The organism is Herbidospora cretacea (assembly GCF_001570605.1).
In the GTDB taxonomy this organism is placed as follows: Bacteria; Actinomycetota; Actinomycetes; order Streptosporangiales; family Streptosporangiaceae; genus Herbidospora; species Herbidospora cretacea.
In genome coordinates this window covers 174,857-191,803 of sequence record NZ_BBXG01000012.1, presented here as the reverse complement: position 1 = coordinate 191,803, position 16,947 = coordinate 174,857, and the positions used below count along the sequence as shown (strand labels likewise).

Genomic DNA, 16,947 nt, shown 5'->3' with positions numbered 1-16,947 from the left:
CGGATTTGCAAAAAAGACGAACCGCCGCCGGTGGCGGCTTTTTTCACTTCAATGGGCGACATGGCAGCGCCCTCTCTTCGCGTCAGGCGGTTCCGCCTGCGCAGGAACCGGCCCCGGCGGGGCGACGAGACCGTGATCGCGATCCTGGTCGGCCTGGTCACCGTCACCGGCGCGGTCGCCTCCTACGCCGCCGTACGCGTGAAGTCGCAGGCCGTCGAGGCCGACCGGCAGGCGGTCGTGGAGACCGTGCAGACGCGCTCGACCCGGGTGTCGGCCTCGATCATGAGCGGCCACGGCGGCGGGCAGGTCACCCACTACCGCGTGCTGCACGCCCAGGCCGACGCGATCGAGGCCGCCGACCCCCGGGAGGCGCTGATCCTGCGCGGGCTGGCCGACGGGCTGCTGACCGACCAGTACCTCGACCGGCGCTACCTGACCGGCGAGGGCGTCGCGGCCCGCTGGCAGCACGACCGGAACCTGGCCGCGACGGTGAGCTACGACGAGGGCTTCATCGTCCCGGCCGACCAGCCCGGCCGCACCGCCGCCCGCGCCGACGCGCTGCACGCGCGGGTGGGGCACCTGACGCTGACCGCCGCCGCGATCCCGGCGCTGGTGCTGCTCCTCACGGTCGCGCGGCTCACCGCGCCCCGGCCGCGACGATGGCTGCTGCGGGCCGGCGCGGTGGCAGCGGGGCTGCTCACGGCGCTGGCGCTGTGGCTGGCGCTGGTCCCGGAGGCATGAGCGCGGAGGAGTTCGACACCCCGTTCAAGCGGCGGATGGCCTGGGTGACGGCCGCCGTCGGCCTGTTCGCCGCGATCCTGGCCTACCTCGGCGGCCAGGCCGGCAGCGAGGAGGACCGGCACGCCCGGCAGGCGCAGCGCGCCGCCGTCGCGGCCCTGGCGGCGCAGGCCGAGGGCACCGCCGCCGGCATGCGCGACCTGGGCAACCTGGCGGCCACCGGCACGGTCAAGCGCCGCCACGACATCGAGTCGCTCCGGGCCGGCCTGCTCGCCGAGACCACCCGCCGGGACACGGCCGAGGCCCTGGCCACCGCCTACGGCACCCTCGCCGGGACCAGCCCTCTCATGGACGCCGACCCGCAGCGCCACCTGGGCGGCCTGATGCGGGAGGCCAGGCGCGCGGCGCTGACCCAGGAGGCGGTCCAGGTAACCGCGACCGCCTGGGGCGACAAGAGCAACGCCTACGCGGCGGGCACCGCCCTGCTCGCGGTCGCGCTGACCCTGCTCGGCCTGTCCCTGACCGTCGGGGAGGACGTCCGCCGCCACCTGGTCCGGCCCGCCGCCGGCCTGGTCGGGCTGACCCTGGTCGGCGCGGTGGTCACGTGGGCGTCGCCCGCGCCGGTCCGGCCGCAGGCGGCGATCGACGCGGCCGTCGAGGGCGAGCGGCTCTTCGCCGAGCGCGACTTCGACGGCGCGGTCCGGCAGTACTCCCTGGCGATCGAGCGGGACGACGACTTCGCCCTGGCCTGGGAGCGCCGCGCCACCGCCCGGCTCGCCGCCGCGAGCCCCCAGCGCGACACCTCCCTGTACGTCGTCAACGTCGCCCCCCGCGAGGTCTACGAGGCGGCGCTCGCCGACCTGCGCGCGGCGCTGGACCGGGGCGGCGAGAGCTACCTGCCGCTGGCCGGGATGTCCGGCCATCTGGTGCGCCTGGGCGACTACCAGGAGGCGGAGCGGTACGCCCGGCGGGCCCTCGCGCTCAACCCCGGACCGCCGCTCCCCTGGGTCAACCTCACCCTCGCCCTGCTCGGCCAGGGCCGCGAGCAGGACGCGCGGAAGGCCGCCGCCGACCTGTCGGCCTTGGTCGCGGCGCGGCCGAACCCGGTGGAGCGGGGCGAGGTGCGGACCGCGATCCGCGTCGGGGCCGACCTGCTGGCCGCGCGGCACGGCCACGCCCGGCCCCTGGCCCGGGAGATCAAGGGCGCCATGGTCCGCGCCCACCTCGCCGAGACGCTGCCCGACGGCCGGGCCGCCCCCTCGGTGCGGTTCTCCACGCCCCGGCTGACCGTGCGGGGGTCGACGATCGAGGCCTCCGTGCCGTACGAGGGCATGATCGAGGGCGCCCGGCTGGGCGCGCTGGTCTCCTACCGGGAGAGCCCCGGCGGCGAGTGGCTCCAGCGAGCCGACCTGCTCGTCCCGCTGCGCTGGCCCGGCGACGCCGCGAGCGGCACCATGACCTGGCCGCTCGTGGACTTCGGCTGCCCCTCGAAGGGCGAGTACCGCGTCGAGTTCTACGCCGACGACCGCCTGCTGACCACGGCCGAGGTCACCCGCCCGGCCACCTCGGCCGGCCGATTGACCTTCCGCCCCGACTGGGCCGGCGGGCTGACGCTGTGCCACCCGGCGGGCTGGACCTACTCCCACCCGCTCGGCGGCGCGGCCGACCTGGTCTCCCCCGACGCCCGCCACCGGCTCACGGTCCGGGTCGTCACCATCGGCCCCCCGGCCGAAGAGGCCCGCCCCGCCCTGCTGGAGACCGTGAAGGACCAGCTCATCGCCACTCTGGGGGTGAAACCCACCCGCGTCGAGCCGCCGCTCGCCGCCGTCCACAGCGGGGTGCCGGGCACCCGCTGGTGGGCCCACCTCCCGGACGGCGGCCGGGCCTACGTCTGGGCCGGCGTCGGCGCGGACGGCTGGGTGCGGACCTTCGTGGCCCGCTTCCCGGACGCCGCGCTCGAACCCCTCACCGACGTCGTCGACTACCTGCGGTTCCTCTGACGGTTACGCCATCACCCGGTCGACGATCTGGGACGCGCCCATCGAGCGGGCGCAGTGGGCGCCGCAGAACCACCGGCGGTCGGCCTCCACGCCGTGGCCGATGATCCGGCAGCCGCAGTGCTCGCAGACCGGAGCCATCCTGGTGATCGCGCACTCGAAGCTGTCGAAGGTGTGCACGGCCCCCTGGGCGTGCACCTCGAACGTCATGTCGTACTCGTTACCGCACACTTCGCAAGCGGCCATGATTCCCCCCGAATAGGTCGTTTCATGACGTACCTACCCAGGGGGAACCCGCCTCACAGCGTGCCGAGCAGACCGGTGGCCATCGCCTTGGCTCCGGCGGCGGCCTCCGTCAGCGGCATCAGCACCGCGCCGGTGTTGTTGATCTCCGTCCCGGCCGGGCGGTCCGCGCCGCCGAACAGGACCGTCACGACGTACTTGTCCTGCATGACCTTGATCTCATAGGCCCCGCTGTAGGCGGTCTCGGTCTGCTGCTTGACCGCCTGGCCGTAGTTGTCGGTGCCCATGCCGGGCAGCTTCTGGACCTTGCCCCACTGGATGCCGCCGATCTTCGAGCCGGCCGTGCCCCGGCTCTTGCCGCGCTCGTCGACCAGGTAGAAGCGGGCCATCTCGGCGTTCGGGAACTCCCGGATGCCGATCCGCAGGTTCCGCCAGCGGACCTTGCCGCCCTCGACCGGCATCGCGTCGTTCCACCACTGGCACTCGGTCACCTTCGCCTTGCCCTGGGTGAGCGACTGCGCCAGACCCTCGGTGTTGGGGACCAGGGTCGCGGCCGTCGCGTTCATCGCCACACAGTTGGGCGGCAGGGCGATCTTGACCGGCGACGGGGTCGCGCTCGGCGCGGCCGACGGCCTGGCCTTGCCCGCGAACGGCAGCGGCTTCCCGGCGTACCAGGCCCCCGCCGACTGGGCGAGCTGGGTCAGCAGGCCCTTGATCTCGCGCAGGGCGTTGGGCTCGGTGATCGACTGCTTGGTGTCGTTGGTGAGGACGTCGGCTTCCTTGTGCTGCTGGCTGGCCTCGTACTTCACCTCGAAGGTGATGTTGCCGACCCGGCCGAAGCCGGTGCCGAAGGCGTAGCGGTAGTCGTCGTCCCGCGTCCACTGGTACTGGGCGATGGCGGCGTCGCCGATGCCCGAGTAGACCTGGGGCTTGGAGTAGTAGCGCTCGTCGTTGGAGACCGAGGCGGTGTAGTCCCACTGGCGCTTCTGGCCGTCGTACTGGATCGTGGCCGCCTTGTCGGCGGTGGTGTCGCCGATGGCCTCGTAGCGTGCCACGTTCACCGTGATCTGCCGCTGGCGGTTCACTTCGCCGTACGAGATGTTGCGGTTCGTCCACTCACACGTCCACCTGACGTAGCTGACCAGGCTGTCGTCGCGGTTGTCGTTCATCCGCATGTCGATCTTGGCGGCCGGGACGAGCCGTTCGGTCTGCTCCGGGTCGAGCATCGCGCAGACGTCGAAGTCGGTCGACTTGGGGTCGCCGTTCGGCACGGCCGGAGCCGCGCCCGTCGCCCCCGGGGAGGCCCCCGTCCTGGGCGGCGCGGCCTGCGGGGTCTCGCCCCCCGTGGTCTGGAAGAAGACGAACGTGCCGCCCGCCACGACCAGCACCACCACAGCCGCGACCAGCGGCCAGAGCCACCTGTTCTTGCGCGGCGGACCGGGCGGCTGCGCCCAGCCGGGCTGGGTGGTGCCCTGCCACGGCCCGGAGTTCTGCTGCCACCCGCTCTGCGCCTGCCACGGCTCCCCGCCCCCACCGGCCGGGGGCTGGCCCAGGACAGCCGTGCCCTCGGGCCCCGACCCGTTGAGCGAGCTCTGCGGGGCCGAGGGCGACCACGGGCCCTGCGGCGGCCGGTTCCCCTCGGAGGGGGCGCGCCAGCGCTCACTGCCCCGGGGGACGTGACCGTGCGGGCCGGGCGCCTCGGACGCGGCCCGCGCCTCCTCGGCGGAGGGTGGCCAGGCGGTGCCCTCGGAGGGCGTGGACCACGCCGACCCCGGGGCGGTCAGCCCGGACCCCTCCTGACGGGACTCGGAACGGCTGTCCTGTCCGGGTCTGGCCTCGGCCCCGGGCCACGGGTGGTCGCCCGACGACTCCGCACCGGGCCACTGGGCGCCGGGGGGCGAACCCGCTCCGCGAAGCTGCGCGTCGGGCCGCGACTCGGCCCCGGGCCAGGGGGCGTCGGCCTTGGACTCGGCCCCGGGCCACTGCCCACCGGCCCGCCGCGTCTCCCCCTGAGGCTCGGCCCCGGGCCACTGCGCGGCGGGAGGCTCGGCCTTCGACTCACTCCCAGGCCACTGCGCGCCAGGACGCTGACCGTCGCCCGGGGATTCGCTCCCGGGCCACTGCGCGGCGGACCGCTGACCGTCGCTCGGGGATTCGCTCCCGGGCCACTGCGCGCCGGGGCGCTGGGCGTCGCCGACGGGCTCGATGCCGGGCCACTGCGTGACGGCGTGCGCGTCCGCGTCGGGCCACTGGGGGTCGGCCTTGGGCACCATGCCCGCCCAGGGGGCGTCGGCCTGCGGGTCGGTCCGGGAGGCCGGGTCCGGCCAGCCGTGGTCCTGCGCGGGGGGCCAGCCAGAAGCCGCGGGCTGCTGCGGCGGGGTGACGGGCGGGGGCGGCGGGGACTGGCGCGGGTCGGCGGGCGGCTCGGGCATGCCGGGCCATTGGGGGCCGGCGGCTGGCCAGGGCTGGTTACCGGGAGGCTGGGGGGACCGGTGGGCGGTGAAGGCGTCGAAGTTCGGGCCGGACTCGGGCCTCTCCCCTACCGGGGAGACGCCGTTGGCGCCCGGCGCGTGCTGGTCCGAGGGGTGGTGGGGCACCGGGCCGCCGCCGCGTCCGGGGGCGGCCGGGCGGCCGAAGTCACGGAAGTCGGACCGGCCGCCGGGTGGCGGCTCGGGGACGGGCGAACCGAACAGCGCGGGCGGGCGGATCTGACCGGGCGGAGGCTGCGGGAGGTCCGGCTGACGCGGCTGGCCCGACGGGGTCTCGAACCAGCCCGGCCGGTCGGACGGGGACGAAGGGGGCGGCGCCTCCTGCCGCTTGGCCGACTTCGGGATGCGGCGGGGCAACTCGGAGGCGCTGTCGCGTAACTGCGTGGTCGCGGGCTCGTTGCCGGCGGGCTCGCCGCCCTGCGGCCGAGCGGGCGACTCCCCGGGCTTGGACTGGGCGGCATCCCCACCACGGGGCTGACTCACGGAGCCGCCGTCTCCCAGCCGGGAACCGGCAGCGCGATCACCCTGACGGTCACCCGATCCACTGCCGCCCGGACGGCCGGCCGAACCGCTGTCACCGAAACGGGCAGCAGGTCCGCCATCAACCTGACGGTCAGCCGGACCACCTGGGCCCAGACGTCGAGTCGCGCCGGCGTCGCCCTGACGGTCGGAAGGGCCACCATCACCCAGACCTGAAGCGCCTCCCCCACCCTGGCGGTCGCCCGAGCCGCCACCGCCCAGACGGCCGGTCGACCCAGCGTCACTCCGGCGGTCGGCCGGGCCGCCGCCGCTCAGACGGTTCGCGGGGCCGCCGTCGCTCGGTCGGCCCGGCGCGCCATCGCTTGTGCGGCCTGGGGTCTCAGCCTGGTCGCCGTCCTTGGCGGACGCGGTCTTGTCGAGGTCGCGGAGCATCGCGCCGAAGGGGTCGGCCTCGTCGGGGGCCGGGCCGGAGCCCTTCGGTCCCCGGCCCGGTCGTTGTGGGGGTTCCGCTGGGAAGGGGGTCTCGGAGGGCTTCTCGGAGGCGGGTCTCTCCGGAGGCTGGGTGGGTGAGCGCCAGGACGCGACCCTGGTCGGGTCGCCGATTCTCGGGGCGCCGGGTTCCCCCGTCCGGCGCGGGAAGGGCATGCCGGTCGCCCTGGGGAGTTCGCCCGTGGCGGGGTCGTCCTCGTCGTAGGCGGGGCGCGCATCCCGTACAGGAGAGCCGAAGGCCTCGCCCGGGGGGTCCGCTGGGGGCGTGTCCTCCGGGGGCGTGGGGACCGCGCGCAGGTGGTTCCGGGGCTTCTGGGGGTCTTCGGACATTGGGGGACTCCTTGGTCAGCCGATTCCGGCTGCGACGAGCTGGGCGGCCTGGCGGGCGCGCTCCGTGGTGTCGTCGCCGGGCGACTTGTAGGTGACCTGGGCGGACAGGTTGCTTCTCCGGAACCAGACGGTGGCGCCGCCGTCGGCGGGGGCCACGTATGCCTCGTCGGCGACGCCCGTCACGTTCTCGGCGCCTTCGGGGCGGTTCTGGGCGGCTGCGGTGGTCAGGCGGTAGCCGACGACGACTTCGGCGCCGCCGGTGCGGTTGATCCAGCGGCAGCCGCCGTCGGACGTCGGTTCGGCGTCGGCCTGGGTGCCGAGCAGGCGGGTGATCTGCGCGGAGGTGAGGCTCTGGCAGGCGTCGGGGGCGGCGGTGAACCGGCCGGGGACCTCGGCCGGGCCCGAGGTGAACTGGGAGGCGGCCCATCCGGCGGCGACGCCGACGCCGATCGTGAGGGCGGCGGCGAGGGCCCATTTGCCGGTCCGGCGGGGGCGGGCGGGGACGGCGGCGACGGCGTCCCGGAGCAGGTGACGGGTGGTGGCCGCCGGTGGGCGGTGGGCGGGGTCCTTGGCGAGGAGCGCGCCGACCGCGCGGGCCAGGGCCGGGCTGGCCTGCGCCATCGGGGGCGGGTCGTGCATGACGACGGCCGCCACGACGGCGGCGGGCAGGTTGCGGTGGAAGGGGCCCCGGCCCTCCACGGCCGCGTAGAGGGTCGCGCCGAGCGACCACAGGTCCGAGGGCGGCCCGGCGGGCAGGCCGCGGAACCGCTCCGGGGCCATGTACGCCGGCGACCCCGACCCGTCGGCCGGGTCGGCGCCGAAGGGGGCGGCGATGCCGAAGTCGGCCAGCATGGCCCGCCCGTCGTCGCCGACGAGCACGTTGGCCGGTTTCACGTCCCGGTGCAGGATGCCGTGGGCGTGGGCGAGCTCCAGGGCGTCGAGGACGGCCAGGCCGATCTCGGCGACCCGTTCGCTCGGCAGCGGCAGCAGCTTGTCGAGGGAGGTGCCAGGCACGAGGTCCATCACGATCCACGGCGCGCCCTCGTGGGGCACCACGTCGTGGATCTTCACGATCGACGGGTGGTTGAGCTTCCCGGCGGCGCGCGCCTCCCCGATCGCCCGGGAGGTGTATTCGGCCAGCTCACCGGGGCCGAGGTCGCTGGGGGTCCGCATCTGCTTGACCGCGACCTCGCGCCGCAGCAGCTCGTCGTGGGCGCGCCAGACCGTGCCCGCGCCGCCCTTTCCGAGGGGTTCGGCGAGCCGGTAGCGGCCGGCGATCAGCGTCACGCCAGGTCCCAGAGGGAGTCGGCGGCGGTGCGGGCGGCGGTCTCGGCGCCCGTGCGCATCTGGTCGGCGGTGCGCTCGCCCAGGTCGGCGTATTCGAGCAGGCCGACGAAGTCGCCGACGCGGAAGTAGACGTCGACGCCGATGATCCGGCCTTCGGCCGAGGTGACGTCCCAGGTGAACGCCTCCTCGCCGACGCCGGTCAGCGGCCGGACCGCCGAGGCGACGGTGGGGAGGCGGCGGTTGGCGCCGATCTCGTACCAGATGAGGGAGCCGTCACGGGGCTGGTTGGCGACGCGGCGCTGGATGCCCCCGTAGAGGGCGCGGGCCGCCTCCGGGGTGAGGTCCCACCAGTCGGGGGTGTCGGAGTCGGTGGCGGGCTCCAGGCGCAGGCCGGTGCCCTTGATCGTCCACTGGCAGCCGCCGTCGATCTCCTGCGGGCGGGCGTCCTGCCCGAGCAGCGTCTTGACCTGGGCGGCGGGGACCACCCGGCATAAGTCCACGGCCTGCCCGAACACCGGCGCCGGGCCGCGCTGACGCGCCACGGCCGGCTCCTCGCCGGATTCCCACGGAACGACGACCACCACGGCCGCCACCACGACGGCGGCGAGCCCGGCGGCCAGCGCGATCCACGGGACAGTGTGGCGCTTCGGCGGGGCGATCTGCGGGTTGCCGCCCTTGACGATCTCCTGGAACAGCCGCCCGGCGGTCGCCGCGTCGGGCCGGTCGGCCGGGTCGCGCGCCATCAGCCAGGCGATCAGCGTGGCCAGCGGCCCGGTCGTGCGCGGCAGGGGCACCGGCGAGGTCAGCGTGTCCTGGATGACCTGCACGTGGTTCCCCCGGAACGGCGGCACCCCCTCCAGCGCGGTGTAGAGGGTCGCCCCGAGCGACCACAGGTCGGAGGCGGGCCCGCCCGGGTCGCCTTCCAGCCGCTCGGGCGCGATGTAGCCCGGCGAGCCGATCAGCATCCCGTCGCCGGTGAGGTTGGTCGTGTCGGCCTGCCGCGCGATGCCGAAGTCGGTCAGCACCACCCGCCCGTCGACCGTCAGGAACACGTTCCCCGGCTTGACGTCGCGGTGCTGCACGCCGTGGGCGTGCGCCGCCGCGAGCGCGTCGACCATCCGGGCCCCGACCTCGGCCACCGCGCCCGCCTGCATGCCGCCGTGGGCGGCGATCTCTGCGGAGAGAGAGCGCCCGTTGAGCCGCTCCATCACGATCCACGGACGGCCGTCCTCGACCAGGACGTCGTGCACGCTGACGACGGCCGGGTGCCGCAGCCGTGCGGTCACCTCGGCCTCGCGCATCACCCGGGTGACGAGCTCCGCCCGCTCCCGATCCCCCATGCCCTCGGGAACCCGCAGTTCCTTGACGGCGACCTCGCGGTCGAGCATCTCGTCCCGCGCCAGCCAGACGGTGCCCATGCCGCCGGCGCCGAGGGGGCGCAGCAGGAGGTATCGGGAGGCCAGTCGTTCCCCGATCGATTCGGCCATAGCGGGAGAATAGCGAAACCGGACCCGCCCGATTTGACCATTCGTCAACCCCGCGCCGGCTCTAGGGCCAGAACCTGATCACCAGATAGGTGAGCATCGGCAGTTCGGCCAGCACATGCCGGTCGACGCGCATGGACCACACGGCACCGGGTTCTGCCAGGTCGAACGCCCAGCCAGGCATATCCATGCTGAAACCGCCGCGCAGCTCGATCACCCCGGAGGGCACCGCGAGCCGCCTCTGGTCGAGGAGTGCGCAGGCTTCGTCACGCGGCGGGCGGCCGTCCCACCGCTCCCAGCGAACGTAACCCGATCGTGAGCCTCCGCCGCCCGGGAGCGGCTCGACGCCCAGCTCCTCCCCGCTCCCGGCGTCGACGAGGAAGAGGCCGCCGTAGAAGTCGTGGATCTCCGCGACCTCGGTCGCCAGGCGTTCTGCGGGCACCAGCGGGACCCTACTCGACCATGATCTCGAAGCGGCCCTGATCGCCGGGCCTACTCGATGGCGATCTCCGCCGCGCCGCCCACGATCTCCACCTGGACGACCGTCTTGGGCCCCTCCGTCCGCACGACGAGCCGTTCTCGGTCGTGGACGGCCGTCACGACCGTCTCCCCGTCGTCGTCGCGGACGACGGTCCGGCTCTCGCCGTCGGGGAGGCCGTACACGAGCAGGGAGATCTCCGGGCCGTCGGTCACGGTCACGCCGGGGGTCGTGGTGGGGATGAGGGCGCCGAGGCGTCCGTACAGGGGGATGCGGTCCAGGGGCGGGGAGACGCGGATGTGGCGGCCGCCCGCGTGGTGTTCGCCGGTCCAGTGGTCGACCCAGGTCCCGGCCGGGAGGTAGACGTCCCTGGTGCCGTCGGCGGAGGTCATCGGGGCGACGAGGAGGTCGCGGCCGAGGAGGTACTGGAGGTCGGCCTGCCAGCTCACCGGGTCGTGCGGCTGGTCGACACAGAGGGCGCGCATGATCGGCAGGCCCGTCTCGACCGCCTCGACGGCCGTCGAGTAGAGGTAGGGCATCAGCCGGTAGCGCAGCCGCAGGGCGGCGACCACCGCGCGTTCGGCGTTCTCGGGGAACTCCCACGGCTCGCGGCTGGTGGTGCCGTGGAAGCGCACCAGCGGAGACAGCGCCCCGAACTGGGCCCACCGGACGAACAGGTCGGGCGTCGGCGTCCCGGTGAAACCGCCCGCGTCGTGGCTCCAGAACGCGATGCCGGACAGACCGTGCGACAGGCCGCCCCGGATGGTGCTGCCCATCGCCGGGTAGGTCGCGTCGACGTCGCCGCTCCACTGCGCCGGGTGGCGCTGGCCGCCCAGGTAGGACGAGCGGGCCCAGACCAGGCCGTGCCCGGCGACCTCGCGGGTCACCTCGGCGACCAGGTCGTTGAACAGCAGCGAGTAGACGTTGTGCAGTTCCGTCCCGGACATCCCGTTGTAGGCGACCGCGTTGGCCGGAACCCCCTCGGCGAAGTCGGTCTTGAAGACCTGCACGCCCTGCTCCAGCAGCCCTTTCAGCAGGCCGCGGAACCAGGTCCGGGCGGCGGGGTTGGTGAAGTCGACGATGCCGCAGGCCGGGTAGGAGCCGTGCCAGGCGTCGGCCACGTAGGCCTCGCCGTCGCGGGTCAGCAGGAGGTAGCCGCTGCTCGCCGCCTCCTCGAAGGAGGGGCTCAGATGGGAGATGTACGGGTTCATCCAGAGACAGACCTTGAAGCCCTGCCTGTCCAGCTCCGCCAGCATTCCCTCCGGATCGGGGAAGGCCGCCCGGTCCCACCGCAGATCGGACCAGTGTCCGTCGATCTGCCAGAACGTGTCGAGATGCAGCACGTCGCACGGGATGCCCCGATCGCGGATCTTGCGCGCCCGGTCGAGCACCCGCTCCTGGCTGTCCCGGAAGAACCCCGAGGAGATCCACGCCCCGAACGCCCACTTGGGCGGCAGCACCGCCGGACCGGTGAGCGCGTGGAGCCGTCGCAGCACGTCGGCGGGCTCGGGGCCGCCCAGGACGTAGTAGTCGATCAGGTCGTCGGGCACCACGATCTGCACGTCGCTGTGGGTCGACTGGCACATGTCGAACTCGACCGGCATCCCGCTGTCGACGACGATCCCGTATCCCCGGCTGGACAGGTAGAAGGGCACGTTCTTGTACGCCCGCTGCGACTCCGCCCCGAAGGCGTCGAAGTTCCACATCAGCGGCCGCTGCCCGCGTTTGTCGAGCGGCGTGAACGACTCCCCGAACCCGGTGAACGCCTCGTCGGCCGGGACCAGGAACGTCTCGTGGTAGGCCAGGGTGACCCCGTCGACCTGGGAGCGGCCGAAGGGGAGAGTGCGGAGGCGTCCGGAAATATCGGGACGGCCGGGGTCCTGCTCCGTCAGGGTCCGTCCGCCGGGGTCGGTGAAGCGCAGGTTCCAGGGGTTCAGGCGGATCTCCGCCCGTACGGCCCCCGCGTCCACGACGACCCTCTCGTCCCCGACGGTGACCTCGGCGGCCGACTCCACCGGCCGGGTCAGCCGCAGGGCCCGCGCCGACCGGGTCCTGGCGTCGGCCTGCTCGCTCAGCTTGACCCGGATGATCCCCTCGCCCGCCGCGCTCACCTGGACGACGAGCGTCTCCTCGGTCGAGGTGACCCCCTTGAGGGTGACGCCGCTCCCGTCGGAGGCCACCACCTCGGCCCGCGCCAGCTTCGCGAGCCCACCTTCGCCGTGCCGCCGCAGGGGCAGCTCGGGAGGGTCGGCGACGAAGTACTCGCGCGCGATCAACGGGGGGCGGTACGGCATCGCTGCACTCCAACGGTGTGAGGACTGTCCGAGAATTAGTTTGCCGTCCATCCCAACAAACGTCAACGCGGTTTTAGTTTGAGGAGCAAACAAACGGGAGAGTCAACGGGGCATGTTCTTCGGCGGCGACTACAACCCGGAGCAGTGGCCCGAGCACGTCTGGCTGGAGGACGTCGCCCTCATGCGCCGGGCCCGGGTCAACCTCGTCACGCTCGGCGTCTTCGCGTGGAGCAGCCTCCAGCCCGAGCCGGGACGCTGGGAGTTCGGCTGGCTCGACCGCGTCTTCGACCTGCTCCACGACAACGGCGTCCAGGTCGACCTGGCCACGCCGACGGCGTCCCCGCCGCCCTGGTTCGGCCGCGAGCATCCGGACACGCTGACGGTCGCCGCCGACGGCACCCGGCTCAGCCACGGCAGCCGGGACACCTACTGTGTGAGCGCACCGGCGTACAGAGCGGCTTCGAGGGAACTGGCGGCGGTGCTGGCCGACCGCTACGGCGGCCACCCGGCGCTGGCGATGTGGCACGTCCACAACGAGTACGGCACCTGGTGCCACTGCGACCACGCGGCCCGCGCCTTCCGCGCCTGGCTGCGCGCCCGCCACGGCGACCTGGCCACCCTGAACGACCGCTGGACCACCGCGTTCTGGTCGCAGGGCTACGCGGACTGGGACGAGATCCTGCCGCCCAGAGCCACCCAATGGCTGCCGAACCCGGCGCAGGCGCTCGACTGGCGCAGGTTCCTCTCCGACGAGATGCTCGCCCACTTCACCGAACAGCGCGACATCCTGCGCCCCACGGGCAGGCCGATCACCACGAACTTCGCCTTCGGCTCCTGGGTGCCCGTCGACCACTGGAAATGGGCCCGCGAGGTCGACCTGGTGGCCGTCGACGACTATCCCACCGGCGACCTGGCCGAGGAGTCGGCCTTCACCGCCGACCTGGCCCGCTCATGGGCCGGCGACAAGCCGTGGATCCTGATGGAACAGGCGGCGGCGGTCGAGTACACCCGAGACCGCACACTCCCCCGCCCACCTGGCGACCTCGCCCGGACCACCCTGATCCACGTCGAACGTGGATCGATCGGCGCGATGTTCTTCCAGTGGCGCGCCTCCCGGGGCGGCGCGGAACAGTGGCACCACGGCATGCTCCCCCACGCAGGCCCCGACACCCGGACGTTCCGGGAGATCGTCGCCCTGGGCGAAACCCTCGCATCCAGGGCCCCCGCCGGCCGTGAGCAGAGGCGTGACGTCGCGATCGTGTGGGACGACGAGGCGTGGTGGGCGCTCCAGAATCGCGGTCTCCCCTCCCGGGACCTCGACTACCTGGAAGCGGTCAAACAGCCCCATCGGCTCCTCTACCGGGCCGGGCACCACGTCGCCTTCGTCCACCCGGAACAGGATCTCTCGCCGTTCAGGCTGGTCGTCGTCCCCAGCCTGCTCCCGGTCACCGACGCCGCCCTGGCCAACCTCGCCGCCTTCGAGGGCACCCTGCTGATGTCGTACTTCTCCGCCGTCACCGACGAGCACCTCCGGGTGCGCCTCGGCGGCCGGCTCCCCGCCTTCGGGATCACGATCAAGGAGCACCGCCCCCTCGCCGCGCCCCTCATCCTCTCGGACGGCACGGAAGCCTCCCTCTGGAGCGAGGAGATCGCCCTCGACGGCGCGGAGGCCGTCGTCGCCTACCCGGACGGAAGCCCGGCGATCACCCGCTTCGGTAACGCCTGGTACTTGTCCACCCGATTGACCGACAAAGCCCATGAAAAGCTTCTGACCTGCCTTTTACACCCCTCTTACGATTCAACCGGTACACATGGTGAGAGGTAAGGGAACCATCACGGCGGGGGAGAACGATGCTCAAGGTGGTGCCGTCGCTAGCGAAGGTCAGAGACATCACGTCGGCTCTACGCCGCCGCGCGTCTCACCGCGAGATCAGGGGCGATTCAACGGTCATCGACCTGCGAGCGTACCGCGACGCCAAAATCATCAGATTTCCCCGTACGAATGGCCCGACCACGGTCGCCTGAACGGCCGTATCAACCCGTGAGAGCCGCGCGGCAATCGGCGCGCCGCGCGGCAGCACCACGGTGACGGGGTGCCGGCCGTGCCTGAACACGGTCGGCCACCCCGTCACTTGTCCTGACGAACGACGCCGGCCCACCGCTCTCAGCCACCGGCTGTCCGGAGCATCCGCCGGGCCCGGTCCACCACGGGTTTGTCCACCATCTGGCCTCGCACCACCGCCACCCCGCCGGTCGAGGCGGCCATGACCTCCCTGGCCCACGCCAGGTCCTCGGCCGAGGGCGTGAACGCCGCCAGCACCGGCGCGACCTGTTCCGGGTGAACGCACAGCTTGCCGCCGAACCCCAGCGACGCCGCATGCGCCGCGTCCTCACGTAGCGTCTCCGGCGAGGTCAGGTCGGTGGTGACGCCGTCCAGCGGCGGTCCGACGCCGGCCGACGCCGCCGCCAGGACGAGCAGGGATCGGGCGTGCCACAGGGCCGTCCGGTCGGCCGGGTCGACGCCCAGTTGGGCCGCCAGGTCGACGCTTCCGAACGCCGGGCGCACCACGCCCGGCGCCGCGCAGATCTCCCGGGCGTGGAGCAGTCCCGTGGCGGTCTCGATCAAGGGGTAGGCAGTTCCGAAGACGTCCGCCGCCGCCTCGGCCTTGGGGATCATCACCGGGCAGCCGAACTCCCGCACCAAAGCCACGTCGCCGGCGTGCCAGGCGGTCCCGCGCGCGTTGATCCGTACGATCCCGGAACCGCCGCCCGACAGCCACGCCCGGACCTCCTCGCGGGCGGCCGTCTTGGCGGCGGGGGCGACGGCGTCCTCCAGGTCGAGGATGATCTCGTCCGCCCCGGCGGCGGCCGCTTTGGCGAAGCGGTCGGGGCGGTCGCCGGGGACGAACAGGGCCGCCCGGACCATCAGGCGGGAACCACGGGAAGCAGCAGGTGGGAGGCGTGGTCGCCGCCCGTGTGGAGGGTCACCTCGTTGTGGAAGACCTCGGCCGGGCGGTCGCGGGGGTCGTCGTGCAGGAACGGGCCGCAGCCCTTGAGCGGGTTGCGGAGGTTCGACAGGTGACCGGCCGGTTTGTCGTGTTCGTAGTCGCGGCCGCGGACCTCCAGCACGATCCGGTAGCCGGCGGGCACCGCCAGGCAGGTCGGCAGGATCTCCACGTCGAGTTCGTAGATCTCGCCGGGGACCAGGAGCTCCGGGTTCGTGTGGGTGTGGACGGGCAGCCAGGGCTGCGACAGCTCCGCGTCGAGCTCGCGGTGGGAGGCCCGCAGCCAGCCCTGCGCGACGGGGGTGTGCGGGTCGAGCGCCCCCTGGAAGGCGACCTCCTCCCCCGCCGGGTCGAACACCCGGACCACCAGGAACAGGTCGGCGTCGGAGGTCGACGACGACACGAACAGCTTCGCCGCCAGCGGGCCGGTGATCTCGGTCTCCTCGGTCAGCGCGGGCAGCTCGAATTGCACTCCCCGGCCGGTCGCCTCATACGTGACCTGCGCGGGCGCCGACGGCTCGCCCAGTGACTCGCCCAGTGACAGGTCGGCCGCGTCCAGGAAGAGGCGGGTCCATCTCGTCCGGGGAATCGGCCACCCCTCCTCGAAGCGGGGCGTGAACGTCGCGTCGACGTGGCGGACCTGGAGCTGCACGGGAGGCTGCTTCGCCCACCCCGTGTCCTGCCCGGCCAGGAAGTGGCCGAAGAACCGTTTCTGCAGGTCGACGCCGTAGTCGGCGTAGAAGAGGGACCAGTGGGTGTCGCCGTGCATCTCCAGCCACTTGTGCTCCGAGGCCGCGCGCAGGTAGCCGTAGGTGTTGCCGCGCAGGTGCAGCCCCTGGCCGCCCCAGTTGCCCGCCGACAGCACCGGCACCGTCACCCGGTCCCACACCGGCGAGCGGTCGCGGTGGTAGGCGTCGTCGAGGGGGTGGGCCTGGATGCTCCCGCCCAGGTCGGCCCGGTTGGCCGCCAGCTCCTCCTCGGTGAGGGTGGCGGAGCCGGTGGCCAGGGCCCCAGTCACCGGGTTGCGCGGGCCGTTCTCGCCCAGTCCGTGCTGGACGGTCGTGACCTGCATCCCGTACCAGTTGTCCCAGAACGTGGTGCGGATGCCGCCGTGGTGGGTGGCGTCGCGGTACCAGTCTGCCGCGCCCTCCCAGACGATGATCGCGGCCAGGTGGGGCGGCTGGAGCGAGGCGACATGCCACTGGTTCATGGCGAAGTAGGAGATGCCGTTCAGGCCGACCTTCCCGTTGCTCCACTCCTGGGTCCCGGCCCACTCGACGCACTCGTAGTAGTCGCGGGTCTCCCGCGGCGAGAAGCAGTCGATCACGCCCGGGGACGCGCCCGCGCCGCGGGAGTCCACCCGCACGCAGACGTAGCCGTCGGGGACCCACTTCTCCGGGTCGACGACCTCCCACGCCTGGTAGACGTTGGAGGAGCCCTCCAGCGCGTCAGGGTGTTCGGCGGCCATCTTGTTCCACGCGCTCGGATAGCCCTCCTGGAAGGACAGGCCCTTCGCGTAGGGGCCGTAGGTGAGCACGACCGGGTATCGGCCGGGGGTGTCGGGCCGGAAGACGTCCGCGCGCAGGACGACTCCGTCGTCGGTCTCGATCGGCACGTCCCATTCGACGATCAT

General features: G+C 73.3%; 13 protein-coding genes. 4 read left to right on the top strand and 9 right to left on the bottom strand.

Going from position 1 to position 16,947, the window contains the following annotated elements; translation table 11 throughout:
* Positions 1-60: 60 nt before the first annotated feature.
* Together AW270_RS23940 and AW270_RS23935 are read left to right on the top strand one after the other, a co-directional pair.
* Positions 61-741, top strand: coding sequence for a hypothetical protein (locus AW270_RS23940; protein WP_157522488.1), 681 nt, complete (start codon positions 61-63; stop codon positions 739-741).
* Positions 738-2,738 carry a hypothetical protein gene (locus AW270_RS23935; protein ID WP_061297554.1) on the top strand — a complete coding sequence of 667 codons (2,001 nt, stop codon included), beginning with the start codon at positions 738-740 and terminating at the stop codon, positions 2,736-2,738. The genes AW270_RS23940 and AW270_RS23935 overlap by 4 nt, the downstream gene beginning before the upstream one ends.
* A 3-nt stretch (positions 2,739-2,741) precedes the next feature.
* Here the strand turns inward: AW270_RS23935 and AW270_RS23930 are convergent, their stop codons facing one another.
* Genes AW270_RS23930 through AW270_RS23920 form a run of 3 tightly spaced genes read right to left on the bottom strand, consistent with a single transcriptional unit; the run spans position 2,742 to position 6,231 of the window.
* Positions 2,742-2,981, bottom strand: a complete 240-nt coding sequence (locus AW270_RS23930; RefSeq protein WP_082801788.1) for a metallothionein — start codon at positions 2,979-2,981, stop codon at positions 2,742-2,744.
* Between the two features lie 53 nt (positions 2,982-3,034).
* On the bottom strand, positions 3,035-5,950 hold the full coding sequence (locus tag AW270_RS23925) for a hypothetical protein (protein ID WP_157522485.1): 2,916 nt from the start codon (positions 5,948-5,950) through the stop codon (positions 3,035-3,037).
* Positions 5,947-6,231 (bottom strand): hypothetical protein, encoded by a 285-nt coding sequence (locus AW270_RS23920; protein WP_157522482.1) that lies wholly within the window; start codon positions 6,229-6,231, stop codon positions 5,947-5,949. Before AW270_RS23920 ends, AW270_RS23925 begins: the two co-directional genes overlap by 4 nt.
* A 278-nt stretch (positions 6,232-6,509) precedes the next feature.
* On the opposite strand from AW270_RS23920, the gene AW270_RS41860 reads away from it, so the two are divergent.
* Positions 6,510-6,641, top strand: coding sequence for a hypothetical protein (locus AW270_RS41860; RefSeq protein WP_275477769.1), 132 nt, complete (start codon positions 6,510-6,512; stop codon positions 6,639-6,641).
* A 140-nt stretch (positions 6,642-6,781) separates the two neighbouring features.
* Here AW270_RS41860 and AW270_RS23915 read toward each other — a convergent pair whose 3' ends face one another.
* From AW270_RS23915 to AW270_RS23900, 4 genes are all read right to left on the bottom strand, one after another.
* Positions 6,782-8,053 carry a serine/threonine-protein kinase gene (locus tag AW270_RS23915; protein ID WP_061297544.1) on the bottom strand — a complete coding sequence of 424 codons (1,272 nt, stop codon included), beginning with the start codon at positions 8,051-8,053 and terminating at the stop codon, positions 6,782-6,784.
* Complete coding sequence (locus AW270_RS23910; RefSeq protein WP_061297542.1) at positions 8,050-9,540, bottom strand: serine/threonine-protein kinase; 1,491 nt, start codon at positions 9,538-9,540, stop codon at positions 8,050-8,052. Before AW270_RS23910 ends, AW270_RS23915 begins: the two co-directional genes overlap by 4 nt.
* A gap of 61 nt (positions 9,541-9,601) precedes the next feature.
* On the bottom strand, positions 9,602-9,979 hold the full coding sequence (locus tag AW270_RS23905; protein WP_061297540.1) for a hypothetical protein: 378 nt from the start codon (positions 9,977-9,979) through the stop codon (positions 9,602-9,604).
* Positions 9,980-10,029: 50 nt separating this feature from the next.
* Positions 10,030-12,309, bottom strand: a complete 2,280-nt coding sequence (locus tag AW270_RS23900) for a TIM-barrel domain-containing protein (RefSeq protein ID WP_061297538.1) — start codon at positions 12,307-12,309, stop codon at positions 10,030-10,032.
* 112 nt (positions 12,310-12,421) lie between these two features.
* Here AW270_RS23900 and AW270_RS23895 point away from each other — a divergent pair, with 112 nt between their 5' ends.
* Positions 12,422-14,134, top strand: a complete 1,713-nt coding sequence (locus AW270_RS23895) for a beta-galactosidase (protein WP_061297536.1) — start codon at positions 12,422-12,424, stop codon at positions 14,132-14,134.
* Between the two features lie 339 nt (positions 14,135-14,473).
* Here the strand turns inward: AW270_RS23895 and AW270_RS23890 are convergent, their stop codons facing one another.
* Positions 14,474-15,235, bottom strand: a complete 762-nt coding sequence (locus tag AW270_RS23890; protein WP_061297534.1) for an HpcH/HpaI aldolase/citrate lyase family protein — start codon at positions 15,233-15,235, stop codon at positions 14,474-14,476.
* Positions 15,235-16,947: a CocE/NonD family hydrolase gene (locus AW270_RS23885; RefSeq protein ID WP_061297531.1), complete on the bottom strand. Its 1,713-nt coding sequence runs from the start codon at positions 16,945-16,947 to the stop codon at positions 15,235-15,237. Before AW270_RS23885 ends, AW270_RS23890 begins: the two co-directional genes overlap by 1 nt.